This is a genomic window from Mycobacterium sp. IS-1590, from assembly GCF_001500025.1.
Taxonomy (GTDB): domain Bacteria; phylum Actinomycetota; class Actinomycetes; order Mycobacteriales; family Mycobacteriaceae; genus Mycobacterium.
In genome coordinates this window covers 1-18,738 of sequence record NZ_LQIW01000027.1, presented here as the reverse complement: position 1 = coordinate 18,738, position 18,738 = coordinate 1, and the positions used below count along the sequence as shown (strand labels likewise).

The following is an 18,738-nucleotide window of genomic DNA, read 5'->3' as shown; positions in this document are numbered from 1 at the left end:
GCGGGGGTGTCGAGGTTCAGGGTGGGTCGGGGTCGTTTGTTGAGGGTGTCTTGGATGCGTTGCAGATCGGCCTTGGAATGCACGCGCAGGTCGGTGCCCTTTTCGAACCAGAACCGTAGGAGCCGGTTGGTGTTCTCGTTGCTGCCACGCTGCCAGGGCGAATGGGGATCGCAGAAGTAGACCGGTGCCTGCAGTTGCAGGCTGATGTCTTGCCAGCCGGCCATCTCTGAGCCGCGGTCCCAGGTGATGGTGCGGCGCAGCGCAGCCGGCAGCTGGCTCATCGCCGCGATCATCGCGGTGGCCACCGATTCGGCGGTGTGATCGTTGGGCAGGTGCAGCAAGATGGTGAACCGGGTACTGCGCTCGACCAGCGTGCCGATCGCACTGCCACAGCCGCTGCCCAAGATGAGGTCGCCTTCCCAGTGCCCGGGTACGGCCCGATCATCGACTTCCGGGGGACGCTTGCTGATGGTGAGCACATCGCTAAACGGTGGGCGTCGCGGCGCGGCATCGCGTGATTTACGTGCCATACGTTTGGTCGAGAGCCGCTTGTGCAGATCAGCGCGCAGCTGCCCGCGGCCTTGGACGTAGAGGCACTTGTAGATGGTTTCGTGACTCACCCGTGCCAGCCTGTCATCGCGGTGATCGCGGGCCAACACGTCGGCGATCAGCTTGGGGCTCCACCCCTGGTCCATCCACGTGTGGACCTGGGCGCACAACCTGACGTCGTTGAGCTTGAACCCTTTAGGCCGCTTGGCGTTGTGCGCTGCACGGCTGTGCGCCATGCGGGCGTGGTAGTCCCCATCAGCATTGCGGTTGCGGCGCCTTTCGCGCCACACAGTGCTGCGATCACGGTCGATCTGCTCGGCAATGGCAGCATCGCTGAGCCCGGCATCAAGGCCACGCATGATCGCGATGCGCTCATCCAAACTCAGGCGATGTCCTTTACCGCCTGGCCCATCAGGATCACCTGGATCAACCACGCCATGGCCAGCACGATTGTTACCCCTCACTAGCTGCATCGCTCCAGCTTCGCGCCACCACAACGTCGCCGCGGTCGTTGACACGCCCATCTCCCGGGCTGCACGCTCCACTCCCACGCCCTGACACACCCGATCAAACAACTCCCGACGCGTCGACCGCGGATGCGGATAACCACTTGGCATATGCAACCTCCAAATCCAGGGATGTTGCACTGACCGTATGAATCCGCGGCGTCCAAAACGTGCGGGTAATCCACGTTCGCGCCAAACCACGGGCGGCGCATCTTGACAGTGGCTAGTTGCAAGCGGCATAGTCGTACACAGAACTTGTCAGTGTCAAGATCGAGGAGGTCGCCGTGACTGCACCCATCGCGCCCGTTGTCCGCGCGGGAGACCCCGACCGCGAGAGGACCGCACATCTACTCGGCCTGGCCCTGGCGCAGGGTTACCTCGACATGACGGAGTACGAGAGCCGGCTGCAGACCGCGTTCGCCGCCGCCACCCGCGCAGACCTCCACGCTCTCACCGCAGATCTACCGTTGGCTCACTTGCGTCGCAACGATCCGCGCCGCCGCGAGGCGCTACGCCGGGCGGCCCGCCGCAGCGTTCAATTCCACCTCGCGGGCTACGTCGCCGGGTCGCTGCTGATGCTCGGTATCTGGCTGGTGGTTGGACTGACCGCGGGCGCCTGGTACTTCTGGCCGGTGTGGCCGATCCTGGGCTGGGGCATCGGCGTCATCTGCCATGCCGCTCCGGCGCTGGCTCACGGGTCGATCAGGCCCGCGCGGATCGCGTAGCGGGTCGACGCTGCCGCGCTCCCCGTTGGCCTGGGCATATGCGCGACTGCGGCACTCCTGAGCGTTTTACGATCGGGCCGGCGCCGACCACCCGGAGGTCGGTGGAGTCAGCGGCGGGGCATAGTAGCGCCGATCGGCCCACGTAGAATGCAAATCACCGAAGCCTTACTCGGCTGACACCCCGACCATCAGTTCTCCGGTTGGCGGCCGCGTGCTGACCAACCCAATCGATCGGAGTGCCCTGCTCGCCGTCCTGCTCGCCCACGCGGTCGCCACCGCGCTGGCGCCCCTGCTTGTCCACAAATGGGGGCGCAAGGCGTTCTATCCGCTGGCGCTGGTGCCGCTTGCGTCCCTGGTGTGGGTGGTGCAGAACTGGCCGTCGGCCGGTCGGTCGAGCACCGTCGACGTGCCGTGGGTGCCCGAGCTGTCGATGAACATCACGCTGCGCTTCGACACGCTCGCCGCGATCATGAGCGTGCTGGTGCTCGGCATCGGCGCCCTGGTCCTGTTCTACTGCGCCGACTATTTCCAGCACCACGACGGGCGCATCGAGAACCGGTTGCCGAGTTTCGCCGCCGAACTGGTCGCGTTCTCCGGCGCGATGTTCGGCCTGGTCACCAGCGACAACCTGCTGATGCTCTACGTGTTCTGGGAAATCACCTCGGTGCTGTCGTTCCTTCTGGTCGGCCACTACGCCGAACGCCTCACCAGCAGGCGCGCGGCGACGCAGGCGTTGTTGGTCACGACGTTCGGCGGCCTGGCGATGCTGGTCGGAATCATCGTGCTCGGCAACATGGCGGGCACCTACCTGCTCTCCGAACTCCTCGAATCCCCGCCGACCGGGGTGGCGGCGTCGGTCGGGCTGGTGCTCATCTTGATCGGCGCCCTTTCGAAGTCGGCGATCGTGCCGCTGCACTTCTGGCTACCGGGCGCGATGGCCGCACCGACCCCGGTGAGCGCCTATCTGCACGCCGCGGCGATGGTCAAGGCCGGCGTCTACCTGATCGCGCGCATGAGCCCCGGCTTCGCCGACTCCCCGATATGGCGCCCGATGGTGGTCTCACTCGGCCTGCTGACCATGCTGCTGGCCGGTTGGCGTGCGGTACGCGAGTACGACCTGAAGTTGATCCTGGCCTTCGGCACGGTGAGCCAGCTGGGGCTGATCACGATCATGGTCGGCACCGGCGGCAGCGACATGATGCTCGGCGGGCTAGCGATGCTGGTCGCACACGCCATGTTCAAGGCGGCGCTGTTCATGGTCGTCGGCATCATCGACCACGCCACCGGCACCCGCGACATCCGCAGACTGGCCTGGCTCGGCGACAGGTCGCGACCGCTGTTGGTCATCGCCATCGGCGCCTCGGCCAGCATGGCGGCGCTGCCACCGTTCTTCGGCTTCGTCGCCAAGGAAGCCGACTTGGCAACCGTGCTGTACACCCCAACCCTCGGAGCCTTCGCCCCGCTGGTGCTGGCCGGCATCGTGATCGGCTCGGTGTTCACCACCATCTACAGCCTGCGTTTCCTGTTCGGTGCGTTCGGCCGCAAGGGGCAGCCCGAACCAAGCACCCGCGTCGCCGAGATGCACCGCCCCGAGCCCACGTTCATGATCGCGCCGGGCATCCTCGCGGCGGCGGGCCTGGCCTTCGGGGTCTGGCCGATCGGGATCGGCGACGTGTTGGAGGGTTACACCGATACGGTGCCCGCCGGCAACAACGAGTACCACCTGGCGCTGTGGCACGGCGTGAACCTGCCGCTGCTGCTGTCGGTGTTGGTGATCGCCACCGGCGTGGCGGCCTTCGTGGGGCGCGACCGGTTGCGCCGGTTCCGCACGATGCGCGAACCGCTGGGCAACGCCGACCACGTTTACGACGCCGTGGTGCGCCGCCTCGACCTGTGGGCGGTGGAACTCACCGCCGTCACCCAGCGCGGTTCGATCCCGGCCACCCAGTCGGCGATCCTGTCGACGCTGGTGCTGGTGCCGACGATCGCGCTCGCGGTGGGCGCGCGCGACCGCCCAGAGTTCAGGCTGTGGGGTTCACCGCTTCAGGTGGTGATCGGTCTGATCATCCTGGCCGCCGCGCTCGGTGCTCTGGTGATGCGCAACCGCCTGGCGGCGGTGCTGCTCGTCGGCGTGACGGGATACGGGTGCGGGGTGATCTTCGCGCTGCACGGCGCCCCGGATCTGGCCCTGACCCAGTTCCTGGTCGAGACGTTGACCCTCGTGGTGTTCGTCCTGGTGCTGCGCACGCTGCCCGCCGAAGCCGACCGCGTGCACATTCGCAGATACCGATGGCCGCGGGCAGCGCTGGCACTGGCGGTGGGTGCGACCGTGACCACCTTGGCGGTGTACGCGATGGCCGCGCGCACGGGAACTCCGATCGCCTCGTTGATCCCCGAGGCGGCGTACTACCGCGGCCACGGCGCCAACGCCGTCAATGTGCTGCTGGTCGACATCCGCGCCTGGGACACCATGGGCGAGGTCATGGTGCTCGTGGTCGCGGCGACCGGTGTTGCGTCAATGGTGTTCCGGCACAGGAGGTTCGGGGCACCGCCTAGGGTCTCCGATGCAGGCCAGCCCGACATCGGCCGGCTACCTGCGATGGTGAACACCAGCCCTGCGGCCGGCGACATCACCTGGTTGCGGGGCAGCGAGCTGCGCGACCCGCGGCACCGGTCGTTGATCCTCGAGGTCGCCACCCGGATCATCTTCCCGCTGATCATGGTGTTGTCGGCGTACTTCTTCTTCGCGGGACACAACACTCCCGGCGGTGGGTTCGCCGGTGGCTTGACCGCAGGGCTCGCGCTGGTGCTGCGCTACCTCGCCGGCGGTCGCTACGAACTGGGCGAGGCGCTGCCGCTGGACGCGGGCAAGATCCTCGGCGCGGGGCTGACCCTGGCCGCCGGTACCGCGGTCGCCTCGCTTCTGGTGGGGGCACCCGCGCTGTCGTCGGCGCTGATCGAGGTCGACGTGCCGGTGTTGGGCACGGTCAAATTCGTGACCGCGTTGTTCTTCGATCTCGGCGTGTACCTCATCGTCGTGGGTCTGGTACTCGACGTGTTGCGCAGCCTCGGAGCCCGTATCGACGTGGAGTTGGGCCAGGAACAGAAGACGGCGGTGAGTTCGCGATGACGACCTCGCTCGTACCTCTCGTCCTGCTCGGCGGGCTCACCAGCGCCGGCGTCTACCTGCTGCTCGAGCGCAACCTGACCCGAATGCTGTTGGGACTGTTGCTCATCAGCAACGCGATCAACCTGCTCATCCTCATCGCCGGCGGCCCGTCCGGTAAGCCGCCGATCTGGGGGCGGAGCAGCAACGATCACACCACCACGGCGGATCCGTTGGCGCAGGGCATGATCCTGACGGCGATCGTCATCACGATGGGTGTCGCGGCGTTCGTGCTGGCGATGGCATACCGCACCTACCGGTTGACCACCGCGGAGGAAGTGGGCGACGACCCCGAGGACGCCAAGGTCTCCGAGTTGGCCGCCAAGGACATCGCCGCCGTCGAAGAGGACCGGCCCCGACCCGAAGCCGCGCGCGACACCGATGCGCCCGACGAGTTGGACGCGCTGCCCGGCTACGAGGGGTCCAAATGATTCGGAGGCCAGCAGTGAAGGCGGACGGCGCATGACGTTGGCGGCCACCTTGATTCCCCTGCCCGTCCTGCTCCCGACGCTGGGCGCGGCGACCACGCTGATCGCGGGCAGGCGGCCACGACTGCAGCGACTCCTCACGCTCGCCGTGTTGTCGGTTGTCGTCGCGGTGTGTGGCGCGCTGCTCTACCTCGCCGACCGGGACGGCACACTCGTACTCAACGTCGGCGGGTGGGGGCAGTCGGTGCCCGGGATGGGTCCTCTGGGCATCACGCTCGTGGTGGACCGATTGTCGGCCCTGATGCTCGTCGTCTCGTCGATCGTGTTGTTGGCCGTGGTGTTCTACGCCATCGGACAGGGCGTCCGCGACGGCGACGAACGCCAGCCGGTGTCGATCTTCATGCCCACCTACCTGGTGTTGTCAGCCGGAGTGTGCATGGCGTTCCTCGCCGGTGACCTGTTCAACCTCTTCGTCGGTTTCGAGGTGCTGCTGGCCGCGAGCTTCGTACTGCTGACGGTCGGAGCCAGCAAAGACCGTGTCCGAGCGGGCATCTCCTACGTGATGGTCTCGATGGTCGGATCGCTGATCTTCCTGTTCGGTCTGGCTCTCGTCTACGGCGCCACCGGAACGCTGAACTTGGCGGAGCTCTCGGTGCGCCTCGACGACGTGTCGGGCGGTATCCGTTCGGCGATGTTCGCCGTGCTGCTGGTGGCGTTCGGCATCAAGGCTGCGGTGTTCCCGCTCTCGGCCTGGCTGCCCGACTCCTACCCCACGGCGCCCGCACCGGTCACCGCCGTCTTCGCCGGCCTGCTCACGAAGGTGGGTGTCTATTCGATCATCCGGGCGCACTCGCTGTTGTTCCCCGGCGGTGGACTCGACCCGGTGCTGTTGGTGGCCGCGTTGCTGACGATGCTGGTCGGTATTCTCGGCGCGATCGCGCAGAGCGACATCAAACGGCTGTTGTCGTTCACCCTGGTGAGCCACATCGGCTACATGGTCTTCGGCATCGCGTTGTCCAACCAGCTCGGGATGTCCGGTGCCATCTACTATGTGGCGCACCACATCCTGGTGCAGACCACACTGTTTCTCGTCGTCGGGCTGATCGAACGCCAGGCCGGCGCGTCGACGATGGACCGCCTCGGCGGTTTGGCGGCCGCCAGCCCGCTGCTGGCATTCGTGTTTGTCGTTCCGGCGCTCAATCTCGGTGGCATACCACCGTTCTCTGGCTTCATCGGGAAGGTGGCGCTGCTCGAAGCCGGGGCGCAGGACGGCTCGGTGCTGGCCTGGACGTTGGTGGCCGGCGGTGTGCTGACCAGCTTGCTGACGCTGTACGTGGTCGTGCGCGTATGGACCAAAGCGTTCTGGCGGTCGCGCGAGGACGCGCCCGAAGGCCATCTGTCCGCGGCGGTGCCGTCGGCGTTGCTCGACGAACCCGAGGACATCCAGTTCGTCGACCGCGACCACGTCGGTCGAATGCCGGCGGGCATGGTCGGGCCCACGGGCGCACTGATCGCCGCCGGGCTCGCGTTGACGGTTCTCGCCGGGCCGATATTCGCCTACAGCGAAAGGGCTTCCAGCGAGGTGCTCGACCGCAGCGAGTACATCACTGCCGTGGTGGGGCCGCGATGAGGGCATCGAAGACCGCACCGATGCGAAGTGTCGTGCTTCGTATCTGGATCCTCTGCTGGCTCGTACTCGTCTGGATCCTGTTGTGGGGCACGTTCTCTGCGGCCAACGTGTTGTCGGGCCTGGCCGTCGCGACGTTGATCACCTGGCTCCTGCCGCTGCCCGCCGTGCCGGTCGAGGGCAAGGTCCACGTGCTGTCGCTGATCCGGCTCGTCCTCACGGTCGCTTACCGATTGGTGCTGTCGTCGGTACAGGTCGCGCTGCTGTCGTTGAAACCCCGACCACCGCTGTCAGCGGTGCTGCGCGCGCAGCTTTCGGTGAAGTCGGACCTCGTGCTGTCGCTGGCGGTCGTCATCTTCAACCTGATCCCGGGATCGATCGTGCTGGAGATCGACCAGACCCGTCGGCTGCTCTACATGCATGTCATCGACGTCGGCTCCGACCGCGCGCTGAGCGCGTTCTACCACCAGGTGGCCGTGATCGAGCGGCTGTTGGTCCGAACGTTCGAGCGTCCCGAGGACTGGCGCCCCGCGCACGAGGAGGTCGAACTGTGAATACCGTGTGGGTCATCGCCGCAGTCATGATCACCGCCGCCGCGGCCATCACGATGTTCCGGCTCCTGTCCGGGCCGAGCACACTCGACCGGTTGGTCGCCGTCGACACGCTCATCGCGGTGGCCATGTGCGGCACCGGAATCTGGGGCGCCTACAGCCTGGACAGCACCGTCACCTACGGCATGGCCGCGCTGGCGTTGATCAGCTTCGTCGGCACCGTGAGCGTCGCCCGGTTCCGCGTCCCCGACGTCGACAAGCCCCGCACCATCGGGAGGCGACGATGACCGGTCTCGACATCGTCACCAGCGTGCTGGTGCTGGGCGGCTCGTCGCTCGCGCTGACCGCCGCGATCGGCGTGGTCCGCTTCCCGGACACGTTGACGCGGATGCACGCGGCGTCCAAGCCGCAGGTGCTCGGGCTCCTGTTGGTGATCATCGGCGCCGGGATACGGCTGCGTGGCAACGCCGATATCGGCATGCTCGTACTCACCGGCTTGTTCACGCTCATCACCGCGCCGGTGGTGGCGAACCGGGTTGGTCAGCTCGCGTATCGGGAACAGAACGTCCGAGACGATCTGTTGACCACCGACGAGATCGACGAGTTCGCCGACCACACGGAAAGCGGTGCCGATGGCCAGGACTGACGACGACAGCTGGGGCATCACCGAGAGTGTGGGCGCGACGGCGCTGGGGGTGGCCTGGTCTCGTGCCCTGGAGCAGCACACCGAGTGTCCGCTCTTCACCGACCCGTACGCCCAGATGTTCGTCGACGCGGCGGTCGAACAGGGTTGGCAACAGCCCCCGGCCCACATGGCAGAACGTATCCGATCCATCGGCGGGTATGCGGCCTCGCGCACAAAGTGGTTCGACGAGTTCTTCATCGCCGCAGGCGCCAACGGCATCGACCAGGTCGTGATTCTCGCGGCCGGGCTCGATGCGCGGGCCTGGCGGTTGCCGTGGATCGGTGGCACCGTCGTCTACGAGATCGATCAACCCCGCGTGCTGGCATTCAAGGTCGACACGTTGCACCGCCACGACGTCCAGCCGGCCGCCGAGTATCTCCCGGTGCCGATCGACTTGCGGGAGGATTGGCCGCGGGCCCTGAGGGACGCGGGGTTCGACTCGAGCGAGCCGACCGCGTGGGCCGCCGAGGGGCTGCTGCCGTACCTGCCCGCCAGTGGACAGGACCTGCTGTTCGAACGGATCCACCGGCTCAGCGCGCGAGGCAGCCGCATCGGCGTCGAGTCGTTCGGCCCGGGGTTTTTCGACCCGGGATACCTGGCCAGTCGCCGCGAGAGGCTGGCGGAGTACCGCAGGCAGGCCCGCGAAGAGGGCGATGAGGGCGGGGATGACGCGTTCGACGTAGAGGACCTCTGGTACACCGAGGAACGCACCGAGGTGAGCGACTGGCTCACCGACCACGGTTGGGACGTGACCTCGGTCAGTGCCGCCGACCTGATGGACCGCTACGGCCGGTGCGCAGCTGGTGAGCCCGACGACACCACGCCGCGCACGGTGTTCGTCGAGGGCCAACGGACTTGCTGAACCGGTCGCCGAACCTGAGCCGGCTCGTCGGACACCACTGAAGCTACTCCCCCGACAGCTGGAACTCGACCATCGCAGTCACGGTCTCGACGGCGTCGCTCAGCGCCGCCAGCCGCTCGGCGACCGTCGGCGCAGCCAGCACCGCGTAGCGGTCGGCCTGCCCCATGGGCAGGCGAGAAGTCAACGCATACAACCACTTACCGGCATCGCCGGAGGCGTCCGCACCCGCCACGAACTCACGGCCGTTCACCTCGGCGCCGCGTGCGGAGGCGATGCGTTCGAACAGCGCGGCCATGCGATCCTCCACATCGCGGATCGCGTCCACCTCGACGGCTTCACCCGGCTGATCGGGCCACGGTTCGACCGCGGCACGTGGATACGGGTCGTCGGGTTGCCACTCGATGACCCGGATACGTTCGCCCACCGCGCATTTGAGGCGGTATCTGCCATCACCGAAATCCGCGACTTCGCCGATGTGAGCCAGCGCGCCGACGTCGCTGCGTACGTCTCCGCCGCCCACCTCCCTGCCCGCCGTGATCAACACAACCCCGAACGCCGGATCCTCGGTGGCCAGGCAGTCCGAAACCAGTGCGCTGTAGCGCGGTTCGAAGATTCGCAGCGGAAGGTCTTCGCCCGGCAGCATCGCCACCTGCAGCGGAAACATCGGGATGGCCGCCATCGTCTACAGCTCCAGTTCGGCGACCAGGGCGTCGACGACGGCGCGCAGGTCACCGTCGTGCTCCTCGGCGACACGGCGTTGTCGTTGATACGACGCACCAGCCCCGTAGATGTCGGCGACGCACCGCAATTCGTCGGCGCACTGCAGTGAGGCCGCCACCGGTTCGAGCCGATTGAGCAAGTCGTCGAGATCCTCGGTGACCAACCGCTCGTTGCTGTTCGCGTCCTGGATGATGATCGCGTCGAGGCCGTAACGCGCTGCGCGCCACTTGTTCTCCTGCACATGCCACGGCGGCATAGTGGGCAGCGACTCGCCGGCATCGAGCCGCCGATCGAGGTCGACGACCAGGCAGTGCGTCAGCGCCACCAGCGCACCCAACTCGCGCAGATTGGAGACACCGTCGAATATCCGGATCTCCACGGTGCCGATATGGGGCGAAGGCCGGATGTCCCAACGGATTTCATTCATGTGGTCGATGATGCCGGTCTTCTTCTGGTCGTAGACGAAACGTTCCCATTCCGACCACGTCTGGAAGTGAAACGGCAGCCCGGCCGTCGGCAGCTGCTGAAACATCATCGCCCGGTTGGACGCATAGCCGGTGTCCTCGCCGTCCCAGAACGGGGAGGACGCCGACAGGGCCAACAGGTGCGGGTAGTGGTTGAGCAGCGAGGTGATGATCGACATCACCTTGTGCGCGGACCGAACCCCTACGTGCACGTGCACGCCCCAGATCAGCATCTGCCTGCCCCACCACTGGGTGCGCTTGATCAACTCGGCGTAGCGGGGGGCATCGGTCAGGCTGCCCGGCGACCACTTCGCGAACGGGTGAGTGCCGGCGCAGAACAACTCCATGCCACGCGCCCGGACGATCTCGCGGGCCGTCACCAGTGTCGAGCGCAGATCGTTCATCGCCTCGGGCACCGAATCACAGATACCCGTGACGATCTCGACGGTGTTGCGCAGCAGTTCCTTGTGCACGCGCGGGTTGTTCTCGCCGAGTTCCTCGATTACCGCGGTGGCCTCGTTGCTCAAGTCCCGCGTCATCGCGTCGACGAGCGCGAATTCCCACTCGACCCCGACCGTCGGTCGTGGCGAGCCGACGAAATCGATGTGGCTGTTAGCCGGTACGGATAACACCGCACGCCACCCGCGATCCGGCGTCACCGGTCGCCAAAGTGGCCGCATCCGGCGGCGGGTCACCGTTGACCTGCTGGTAGCGCTCCGGCGGAATGTTGGCGAAGTTGTCCGCCTTCTCATGGACGATGATCGCGGTGCCCGCGCCCGAGGTCAGTTCCTCGGCGGTGAAGGCGTCGGTCGTCGTCACGACCTTGGCCGAGCCGTCTTCGCGCACCTGCAGCGACGTCAGGTCGCCGCTCGCCGGGTGACCGCTGTGGCCGGGCACCTGGAAGTGCCCGCCCGCCGAATTGAAGTTCCCGGGCGCACCACCCGTGGGCGCAACCGAGTTGGCCTCGCACTTGCCGACCTGATGGATGTGCATGCCGTGGAAGCCGGGTGTCAGCCTGCCAGGCGTGGTGGTCTCGACGGTGATGGTCGCGTAGCCGCCGCTGAACTGGATGTCGGCGGTCGCCACCGGGGTGCCGTCGGCGAGCTTGAGTTCCGCGGTGAGCGTCTCGCCGGCACCTTGCCCTTCGCCCTGACCTTGTCCTTCTGCCTGCCCGCCGCCGTGACCGCCACCGCCCTCACCGGGCGGGGCCGAGGGAGACGGAGATCCGGTCCAGACGGGCGGCGGGGTGCCCGGCGCGTTGCTGGGCTCCTCGGGCGCCGCGCAGGCGCTCAAGGCGAGTGCGGGGACGGCGAACAAGGCAGCTGCGGCGACGGTCTTGAACATGTGCACGAGCCTAACCGGTGACCACCACGATGACGCCGGGCGGTTGTTCGGCGAGTGCGGGCAACCGCGGCGCGACGGGCGCCTCGAGCAGCCGGCCCACCTCTTCTGCGGCCTCCTGCTCACCGGCGGCGTCGCTGAAGTACACGGTTGTGGCCGCCACGTCCGGCAGTTCGAGGTTGCCGGTCTCGGTGACGTTCCAGCCGGCTTCGCGCAACCGTCCGGCGGCGCCCTCGGCCGCCCCGGCAACGGTGGAGATGTTGAAGACCCGGACCTCGGCTTCGGCGGGTTTCGGCGCTTCGGCCGTCGTGGGCGTGGTGGTCGTCGTCGTGGTCGCCAGCGGCGGCGCGTCGTCCTCGTCGCTGTCCGAACCCATCGCCTGGAACGCCACCAACAGGAAAACGACGCCCAGGAAGAGCAACACCATCACCATGGCGCGCAGGGGCAGCCCCGACGAATCTCGCTGGTTCATTGCGCCCACCTTATCGAGCGGGCCGGCCGGCCCGGGAAACTCAGGTGACGTCGAAGCCGAGACGGCGTGCCGCCCGCGCCTTCTGTCTGCTGGCCCGCAGTCGCCGCAACCGTTTGACCAGCATCGGATCGGCGGCGAGCGCCTCTGGTCGGTCGACGAGCGCGTTCAGCACCTGGTAGTAACGGGTGGCCGACATGGAGAACAACTCTTTGATGGCGTCTTCCTTGGAGCCCGCGTATTTCCACCACTGCCGCTCGAACGCGAGAATGTCGTGCTCGCGCCGAGTCAGCCCGTCGGAGAGTTCAGAGTTGTCTCCGGATTGTTCAGTCCGCGCGATCGCGCCGTCCATCTGGCTCTTGGACCCTTCCGACAACTTGAATGACATCGCTGTGGTTCGGCGCTCATTCAACCACGTGATGGGCTGATGAGCGGTTCGACATGCCCGCGAGTCGGGCGGCAAGCATCCCCGACTTAAGATTTTCGACCATGGCAGTCGTTCCGATCCGCATCGTAGGGGACCCCGTCCTACACACAGCCACCGAGCCGGTGCCGGTCGGCGAGGACGGTTCGCTGCCCGCCGAACTCGCGGACCTGATCGCCGACCTGTTCGACACGATGGACGCCGCAAACGGGGTTGGCTTGGCCGCGAACCAGATCGGCGTCTCCAAGCGGGTGTTCGTCTACGACTGCGCCGAGGTGCGCGGCCGTATCACCCGCCGTCGCGGTGTGGTCGTCAACCCGGTGTTGGAGACCTCCGAGGTCCCCGAAACCATGCCCGATCCGGACGACGACGACGAGGGTTGCCTTTCGGTGCCCGGGGAGTCGTTCCCGACGGGGCGCGCCGATTGGGCGAGGGTGACGGGCCTGGACGCAGAAGGCAACCCGATCACCATCGAGGGCACCGACCTGTTCGCCCGGATGCTGCAACACGAGACGGGCCACCTCGACGGTTTCCTCTACCTGGACCGGTTGGTCGGCAGGCATGCGCGCAGCGCCAAGCGTGCGGTGAAGTCGCACGGCTGGGGGGTGCCGGGGTTGTCGTGGATGCCCGGTAAGGATCCCGATCCGTTCGGTCACTGACCGTGCCCGCGCTGCCCGCGATCGGTACCCGCGTGACGGTGCGGTACCGCCTTCCGGCCGGTTCGACACCGCCGCTGACCGACGTGGTCGGCCATGTCGTCGATGTTGGTGCCGCGCTGGGGGTTCGAACGAAAAGAGGCGTCGTCGTACGGGTCGATGTCGACGATGTGGTTGCCATCAAGGAGCTCACCGCCGCACCCGTGCGCACCGCCGACATCCGCAACCTCGAACACGCGGCGACACTGGCGTGGCCGGGTGTCGAACAGGAATGGATCGGCGGGTGGCTGCTGCGCGCCGCGGGCGGCCACACGCATCGCGGCAATTCCGCTGTGCCGCTGAGCCCCCAGGCTGACGCCACGGCCATTCCGGCCGTCGTCAGATGGTACGGCGAGCGTGGGCTGACCCCGTGGCTTTCGATTCCCGACCGGCTGTTCGGCCCGACGAAGGTGCCGCCACACCTCGAGACCGACGTCATGACAAGCGATTTGAGTACTCCGGCACCCGATGAGCAAGTGACGCTGACCGAGACGCCCGACCACGAATGGCTGCGCCTGTATCGCCGTGCCGTACCCGTCGACGTGTTGACCGCCGTCATCGACGGCGAGGTGGCATTCGCGACGATCCCCGGTGCGGCCGTCGGCAGGGCGGCGGTGACGACCGCGCCGTGCGGCCGGCGCTGGGTGGGGTTGTCGGCCGTGCGGGTCGACGAGCAAGCCCGCGGTCGGGGTCTGGCGCGGTCGCTGTGTTCGACGCTGTTGCACTGGGGGGCCCAACGGGGAGCAGCCCGCGGCTACGCGCAGGTGCTGATCGACAACGAGGTGGCCATCGGCCTGTACAGGTCGATGGGGTTCTCGACGCAGCACCGCAGCCGCTATGTCGACGCTCGTAGCCTGTAAGACATGCGGATCGCCACGTGGAACGTCAACTCGATTCGGGCGCGGGTCGAGCGGGTCACCGACTGGCTCGAACGGGCCGACGTCGACGTGCTGGCGATGCAGGAAACCAAATGCAACGACGAACAGTTCCCGGTCATGCCGTTCCTCGCCGCCGGTTACGAGGTGGCCCACTGCGGCTTCAACCAGTGGAACGGTGTGGCGATCGCGTCCCGCGTGGGTATCGAAGACGTGCAGGTGGGGTTTGAGGATCAGCCGACCTGGGGCGACAAGCCCGACGTGGAGGCGGCCGCGGAAGCCCGCGCGCTCGGCGCCACTTGCGATGGAGTGCGAGTGTGGAGTCTGTACGTGCCGAATGGCCGGTTCGTCGGCTCCCCGCACTATGACTACAAGTTGGAATGGCTTACCGCGCTGCGTAATACGGCACAGAAGTGGTTGTCCGAGGATCCGGACGCGCAGATCGCTCTCGTCGGCGACTGGAACATCGCGCCAACCGACGAGGACGTCTGGAGCGTCGAGTTCTACCAGGGCAGCACGCACGTCACCGCACCCGAACGCGAGGCCTTCGACGCCGTGGTGGCGGCGGGTTTCGCCGATGTGGTGCGGCCGTTCACTCCCGGACCGGGCATCTACACCTATTGGGACTACACCCAGCTGCGGTTCCCGAAGAACCGCGGTATGCGCATCGATTTCATCCTCGGCTCACCGGCGCTTGCCGAGCGCGTCTCGCACGCCGAGATCGTCCGCGATGAACGCAAGAGCGGCAAGGACCGCATCGGCGCCCCCAGCGATCACGCCCCGGTGCTGATCGAACTGGGGTGACCGCGGCCATCGACTTCCGGCGATTCTCACGTCACCCCTCCCGATTCCTGCGTGCCTGCGCTAGCGTGGCAGGCGTCCACACACGGGAGCGCGCACCAGCGCGCTGAGAGGACGGGTGGGCCCGTCGACCGTACGAACCTGACCGGGTAATGCCGGCGTAGGGAGATACCTCAAATGACGCATGTCGCGAACAGTTCTGTCAATCCGTCCGTGACCACCGGCCCGATCCACGGCAGCTCGAAGGTCTACCGCGAGCTCGACGAGGTGCCCGGCGCGAAGGTCCCGTTCCGCAGGGTGCACCTGACCAACGGTGAGCACCTCGACCTCTACGACACCTCCGGTCCCTATACCGACCCGACCGCGACGCTCGATCTGCAGGCGGGCTTGGCGGCGCGGCCGGGCGTCGTACGCGACCGCGGCACCCAGTTGCAGCGGGCCCGCGCCGGCGAGATCACCGCCGAGATGGCGTTCATCGCCGCGCGCGAGGCGGTTGCGGCCGAGCTGGTCCGCGACGAGGTCGCGGCCGGCAGGGCCGTCATACCCGCAAATCACAATCACCCCGAGACCGAGCCGATGATCATCGGCAAGGCGTTCGCGGTGAAAGTCAATGCCAACATCGGCAATTCGGCTGTGACCAGTTCCATCGCCGAAGAAGTCGACAAGATGGTGTGGGCCACCCGATGGGGCGCCGACACCATCATGGACCTGTCCACCGGTCGCGACATCCACACGACTCGGGAGTGGATCCTGCGCAACTCTCCGGTGCCGGTCGGCACCGTTCCGATCTATCAGGCGTTGGAGAAGGTCAACGGCGACCCGGCGGCGTTGACGTGGGAGCTGTACCGCGACACCGTGATCGAACAGTGTGAACAGGGTGTCGACTACATGACCGTGCACGCCGGCGTGCTGCTGCGGTACGTACCGCTGACGGCCAAGCGCGTCACCGGAATCGTCAGTCGCGGCGGTTCCATCATGGCGGCCTGGTGTCTGGCCCACCATCGGGAGTCGTTCCTGTACACCCACTTCGACGAGTTGTGCCAGATCCTGCAGCGCTACGACGTGACGTTCTCACTCGGCGACGGTCTGCGGCCCGGCTCGATCGCCGACGCCAACGACGCCGCCCAGTTCGCCGAGCTGCGTACGCTCGGTGAGCTCACGAAGATCGCGAAATCGCATGGCGTGCAGGTGATGATCGAGGGACCGGGGCACGTGCCGATGCACAAGATCGTGGAGAACGTCCGGCTCGAGGAGGAGTGGTGCGAAGAGGCGCCGTTCTACACCCTGGGCCCGCTGGCGACGGACATCGCGCCGGCCTATGACCACATCACCAGCGCGATCGGCGCGGCGATCATCGCTCAGGCGGGCACCGCGATGCTGTGCTATGTGACGCCGAAGGAGCATCTCGGCCTGCCCGACCGCAAGGACGTCAAGGACGGCGTCATCGCCTACAAGATCGCCGCGCATGCCGCAGATCTCGCCAAGGGCCATCCCCACGCCCAGGAACGCGACGACGCGCTGTCGCGCGCACGCTTCGAGTTCCGTTGGAATGATCAGTTCGCGTTGTCACTGGATCCCGACACCGCGCGGGAATTCCACGACGCGACGCTGCCCGCCGAACCGGCGAAGAGCGCACACTTCTGCTCGATGTGCGGGCCGAAGTTCTGTTCCATGCGCATCACGCAGGATGTCCGCGATTATGCTGCCAAGCACGGACTCGACAGCGAGGAGGCGATCGAAGCCGTGATGGAGATGGGAATGGCCGAGAAGTCACGCGAATTCGCTGAAGGCGGCAACCGCGTGTATCTGCCGCTGGCATGAGCTATCTGCCGCTGCCGCCTCCCGGCACCACCCCCGTGCGAGTGATGACGATCGCCGGGTCCGATTCCGGTGGGGGTGCAGGGATTCAGGCCGACATGCGCACGTTCGCGCTGCTCGGGGTGCACAGCCTGGTAGCGGTCACGGCGGTCACGATACAGAACTCGGTCGGGGTCAAGGGTTTTCACGAGATCCCACTCGACGTCATCGCGGGGCAGATCGAAGCGGTGGCCTCCGACATCGGTGTGCAGGCAGCCAAGACGGGGATGCTGGCTTCGTCGGAGATCATCGACACCGTCGCCGAGGCATGGCGCGCACAGGGCATGGCCGGTTCGGTGCCGTTGGTCGTCGACCCGGTGTGCGCGTCCATGCACGGTGATCCCCTGCTGCACCCGAGTGCACTGGATTCGCTTCGGACGCAACTGTTCCCGCTGGCGACATTGGTGACACCGAACCTCGACGAGGTGCGCCTGCTCACGGATATCGAGGTCATCGACCCCTCATCCCAGCGCGAGGCCGCCCGCGCGCTGCATGCGCTCGGTCCGCAATGGGCACTGGTCAAGGGCGGTCACCTGCGAGCCTCGGCGCAGAGCCCCGACCTCCTGTTCGACGGCGCCGATTTTCACGAATTCGATGCCACCCGAATCGACACCGGCCACGACCACGGCGCCGGGGATACGTTGGCAGCAGCCATCGCCAGCGCGTTGGCACACGGTTACCCGGTACCCGAGGCGGTCGCGTTCGCCAAACGGTGGGTCACCGAATGTCTGCGTGCGGCTTACCCGTTGGGGCACGGCCATGGCCCGGTGTCGGCGCTGTTCAGGCTCACCGAGTGAATCTCGAATCGATCGCGGGTGTCGCGCACGAACCCGACGGGGATCGCGCCGGTGTGGTCGTACTGACCCACGGTGCCGGCGGCAGCAGGGAGGCACCGCTACTCAAGCGGGTCTGTGACGAATGGGCCGGGCGCGGTTGGCTTGCAGTGCGATACAACCTGCCGTACCGGCGCCGCCGGCCCAAGGGCCCGCCGTCCGGGTCCGCCACGACCGACCAAGCCGGAGTGCTCGAGGCCGTCGCCGTCGCCCGCACACTCGCCGACGGCCCGGTCATCGCGGGCGGGCACTCCTACGGCGGGCGGATGACATCGATGGCGGTGGCCGACGGGGCTGCCGAAATCGACGTGCTGACGCTGTTCTCGTATCCACTGCATCCGCCCGGCAAGCCAGAACGCGCACGCACCGAACATCTTCCGCGCATCGCGGTACCGACGGTGTTCACGCACGGCACCGCCGACCCGTTTGGCTCGATCGCCGATCTTCGGTCCGCCGCTACCCTGATCGGCGCACCCGCCGAGGTCGTCGAGATCACCGGCGCCCGGCATGATCTGGCCTCCAAGGCACTTGATGTGCCTGCGCTGGCGGTCGACGCGGCACTACGGTTGATGGGTGCGTCCTAGTCACCGGGTGTTCGTCGCGGTCGTCGTGGTCGGCGTCGGCGCCCTTGCGGCGATCGGATGGTTCTACATCGTCCAGCCACGCATGACGACCACGGTGCGCGCCGACCTCCTTGCGCTCGGAGATTGTGTGCGCACGCGTGAGTCCGACGTTCTGCCGAACGAAGTCAAGCGAGTCGACTGCGACGGGCCCCACTACGGGGAGGTGTTCGCAATCGTCCGCGCGCCCGATGCGCGGGAGTACCCGGGCGAGGACGCGCTGAGAAGCCTCGGCGACCAATGCAGCGGAAAGTTCTTCGACTACGCGCCGAATATCCCGGAGGGACCGACCTTTCGGCTCGCCATCGGTTATCCGAGTGCACAAGCCTGGTCGGAGGGGGCGCGATCGGTGGTGTGCGTCGCGATGGCCAAGAACGAGCGCTGGGGTTCGATCCGCAGCTAGAAGACGGTCGCCGCGATACGGTGACCGCGTGACAACGCCGCCGGGCCCTCCCCCGCCGTACGGACCGCCGCCGTACGGACCACCACCGTCCTATGGCGGGCAGCCATCCAATCCGTACCCGCCGCCCGGGCCGGCAC

General features: G+C 67.0%; 21 protein-coding genes and 1 riboswitch. Of the genes, 15 read left to right on the top strand and 6 right to left on the bottom strand.

Features of this window, described 5'->3' with window-relative positions; all coding sequences use genetic code 11:
- A partial coding sequence (locus tag AU197_RS17355; RefSeq protein ID WP_064403010.1) for an IS30 family transposase occupies positions 1–1,166 on the bottom strand: 1,166 nt, incomplete at its 3' end.
- A 173-nt stretch (positions 1,167–1,339) separates the two neighbouring features.
- Between AU197_RS17355 and AU197_RS17350 the strand changes: the two genes are divergently transcribed.
- From AU197_RS17350 to AU197_RS17315, 8 genes are all read left to right on the top strand, one after another.
- A complete protein-coding gene (locus AU197_RS17350; RefSeq protein ID WP_082696723.1) occupies positions 1,340–1,780 on the top strand; it encodes a DUF1707 domain-containing protein in 441 nt (146 codons plus the stop codon).
- A gap of 241 nt (positions 1,781–2,021) precedes the next feature.
- Positions 2,022–4,910 carry a Na+/H+ antiporter subunit A gene (locus AU197_RS17345; protein WP_064403944.1) on the top strand — a complete coding sequence of 963 codons (2,889 nt, stop codon included), beginning with the start codon at positions 2,022–2,024 and terminating at the stop codon, positions 4,908–4,910.
- Positions 4,907–5,377 carry a Na(+)/H(+) antiporter subunit C gene (locus tag AU197_RS17340; protein ID WP_064403942.1) on the top strand — a complete coding sequence of 157 codons (471 nt, stop codon included), beginning with the start codon at positions 4,907–4,909 and terminating at the stop codon, positions 5,375–5,377. The genes AU197_RS17345 and AU197_RS17340 overlap by 4 nt, the downstream gene beginning before the upstream one ends.
- A 31-nt stretch (positions 5,378–5,408) precedes the next feature.
- Complete coding sequence (locus AU197_RS17335) at positions 5,409–7,004, top strand: Na+/H+ antiporter subunit D (protein ID WP_064403941.1); 1,596 nt, start codon at positions 5,409–5,411, stop codon at positions 7,002–7,004.
- Positions 7,005–7,024: 20 nt separating this feature from the next.
- Positions 7,025–7,555 (top strand): Na+/H+ antiporter subunit E, encoded by a 531-nt coding sequence (locus tag AU197_RS17330; RefSeq protein WP_082696722.1) that lies wholly within the window; start codon positions 7,025–7,027, stop codon positions 7,553–7,555.
- Positions 7,552–7,839 (top strand): monovalent cation/H+ antiporter complex subunit F, encoded by a 288-nt coding sequence (locus AU197_RS17325; RefSeq protein ID WP_064403939.1) that lies wholly within the window; start codon positions 7,552–7,554, stop codon positions 7,837–7,839. Before AU197_RS17330 ends, AU197_RS17325 begins: the two co-directional genes overlap by 4 nt.
- On the top strand, positions 7,836–8,198 hold the full coding sequence (gene mnhG / locus AU197_RS17320; RefSeq protein ID WP_064403938.1) for a monovalent cation/H(+) antiporter subunit G: 363 nt from the start codon (positions 7,836–7,838) through the stop codon (positions 8,196–8,198). Before AU197_RS17325 ends, mnhG begins: the two co-directional genes overlap by 4 nt.
- Entirely contained in the window at positions 8,185–9,099 is a 915-nt protein-coding gene (locus AU197_RS17315; RefSeq protein WP_064403937.1) for an SAM-dependent methyltransferase, read from the top strand. Before mnhG ends, AU197_RS17315 begins: the two co-directional genes overlap by 14 nt.
- Before the next feature lie 43 nt (positions 9,100–9,142).
- Here the strand turns inward: AU197_RS17315 and AU197_RS17310 are convergent, their stop codons facing one another.
- From AU197_RS17310 to napA, 5 genes are read right to left on the bottom strand one after another with little or no spacing between them, the layout of a single operon-like run.
- Complete coding sequence (locus tag AU197_RS17310) at positions 9,143–9,778, bottom strand: LON peptidase substrate-binding domain-containing protein (RefSeq protein WP_064403936.1); 636 nt, start codon at positions 9,776–9,778, stop codon at positions 9,143–9,145.
- A gap of 3 nt (positions 9,779–9,781) precedes the next feature.
- Complete coding sequence (locus AU197_RS17305) at positions 9,782–10,915, bottom strand: glutamate--cysteine ligase (RefSeq protein WP_064403943.1); 1,134 nt, start codon at positions 10,913–10,915, stop codon at positions 9,782–9,784.
- Complete coding sequence (sodC, locus tag AU197_RS17300; RefSeq protein ID WP_064403935.1) at positions 10,896–11,627, bottom strand: superoxide dismutase[Cu-Zn]; 732 nt, start codon at positions 11,625–11,627, stop codon at positions 10,896–10,898. The genes AU197_RS17305 and sodC overlap by 20 nt, the downstream gene beginning before the upstream one ends.
- Positions 11,628–11,637: 10 nt before the next feature.
- Positions 11,638–12,096 (bottom strand): LytR C-terminal domain-containing protein, encoded by a 459-nt coding sequence (locus AU197_RS17295; protein ID WP_064403934.1) that lies wholly within the window; start codon positions 12,094–12,096, stop codon positions 11,638–11,640.
- A gap of 40 nt (positions 12,097–12,136) precedes the next feature.
- Positions 12,137–12,445, bottom strand: coding sequence for a nucleoid-associated protein NapA (napA, locus tag AU197_RS17290; protein ID WP_064351385.1), 309 nt, complete (start codon positions 12,443–12,445; stop codon positions 12,137–12,139).
- A gap of 137 nt (positions 12,446–12,582) precedes the next feature.
- Here napA and AU197_RS17285 point away from each other — a divergent pair, with 137 nt between their 5' ends.
- From AU197_RS17285 to AU197_RS17255, 7 genes are all read left to right on the top strand, one after another.
- The gene (locus AU197_RS17285; RefSeq protein WP_064403933.1) at positions 12,583–13,176 is read left to right on the top strand and encodes a peptide deformylase; all 594 of its coding nucleotides are present in this window, start codon (positions 12,583–12,585) and stop codon (positions 13,174–13,176) included.
- Between the two features lie 2 nt (positions 13,177–13,178).
- On the top strand, positions 13,179–14,072 hold the full coding sequence (locus tag AU197_RS17280; protein WP_064403932.1) for an N-acetylglutamate synthase, CG3035 family: 894 nt from the start codon (positions 13,179–13,181) through the stop codon (positions 14,070–14,072).
- Between the two features lie 3 nt (positions 14,073–14,075).
- Complete coding sequence (locus AU197_RS17275) at positions 14,076–14,891, top strand: exodeoxyribonuclease III (protein ID WP_064403931.1); 816 nt, start codon at positions 14,076–14,078, stop codon at positions 14,889–14,891.
- 72 nt (positions 14,892–14,963) lie between these two features.
- Positions 14,964–15,072: riboswitch (TPP riboswitch) on the top strand.
- Complete coding sequence (gene thiC, locus AU197_RS17270; RefSeq protein WP_064403930.1) at positions 15,066–16,709, top strand: phosphomethylpyrimidine synthase ThiC; 1,644 nt, start codon at positions 15,066–15,068, stop codon at positions 16,707–16,709. (Overlaps the previous riboswitch by 7 nt.)
- Positions 16,706–17,542: a bifunctional hydroxymethylpyrimidine kinase/phosphomethylpyrimidine kinase gene (gene thiD / locus AU197_RS17265; RefSeq protein ID WP_064403929.1), complete on the top strand. Its 837-nt coding sequence runs from the start codon at positions 16,706–16,708 to the stop codon at positions 17,540–17,542. The genes thiC and thiD overlap by 4 nt, the downstream gene beginning before the upstream one ends.
- On the top strand, positions 17,539–18,162 hold the full coding sequence (locus AU197_RS17260; protein WP_064403928.1) for an alpha/beta hydrolase family protein: 624 nt from the start codon (positions 17,539–17,541) through the stop codon (positions 18,160–18,162). Before thiD ends, AU197_RS17260 begins: the two co-directional genes overlap by 4 nt.
- Positions 18,152–18,601 carry a septum formation family protein gene (locus tag AU197_RS17255; protein ID WP_156434459.1) on the top strand — a complete coding sequence of 150 codons (450 nt, stop codon included), beginning with the start codon at positions 18,152–18,154 and terminating at the stop codon, positions 18,599–18,601. The genes AU197_RS17260 and AU197_RS17255 overlap by 11 nt, the downstream gene beginning before the upstream one ends.
- The last annotated feature ends 137 nt before the right edge of the window (positions 18,602–18,738 follow it).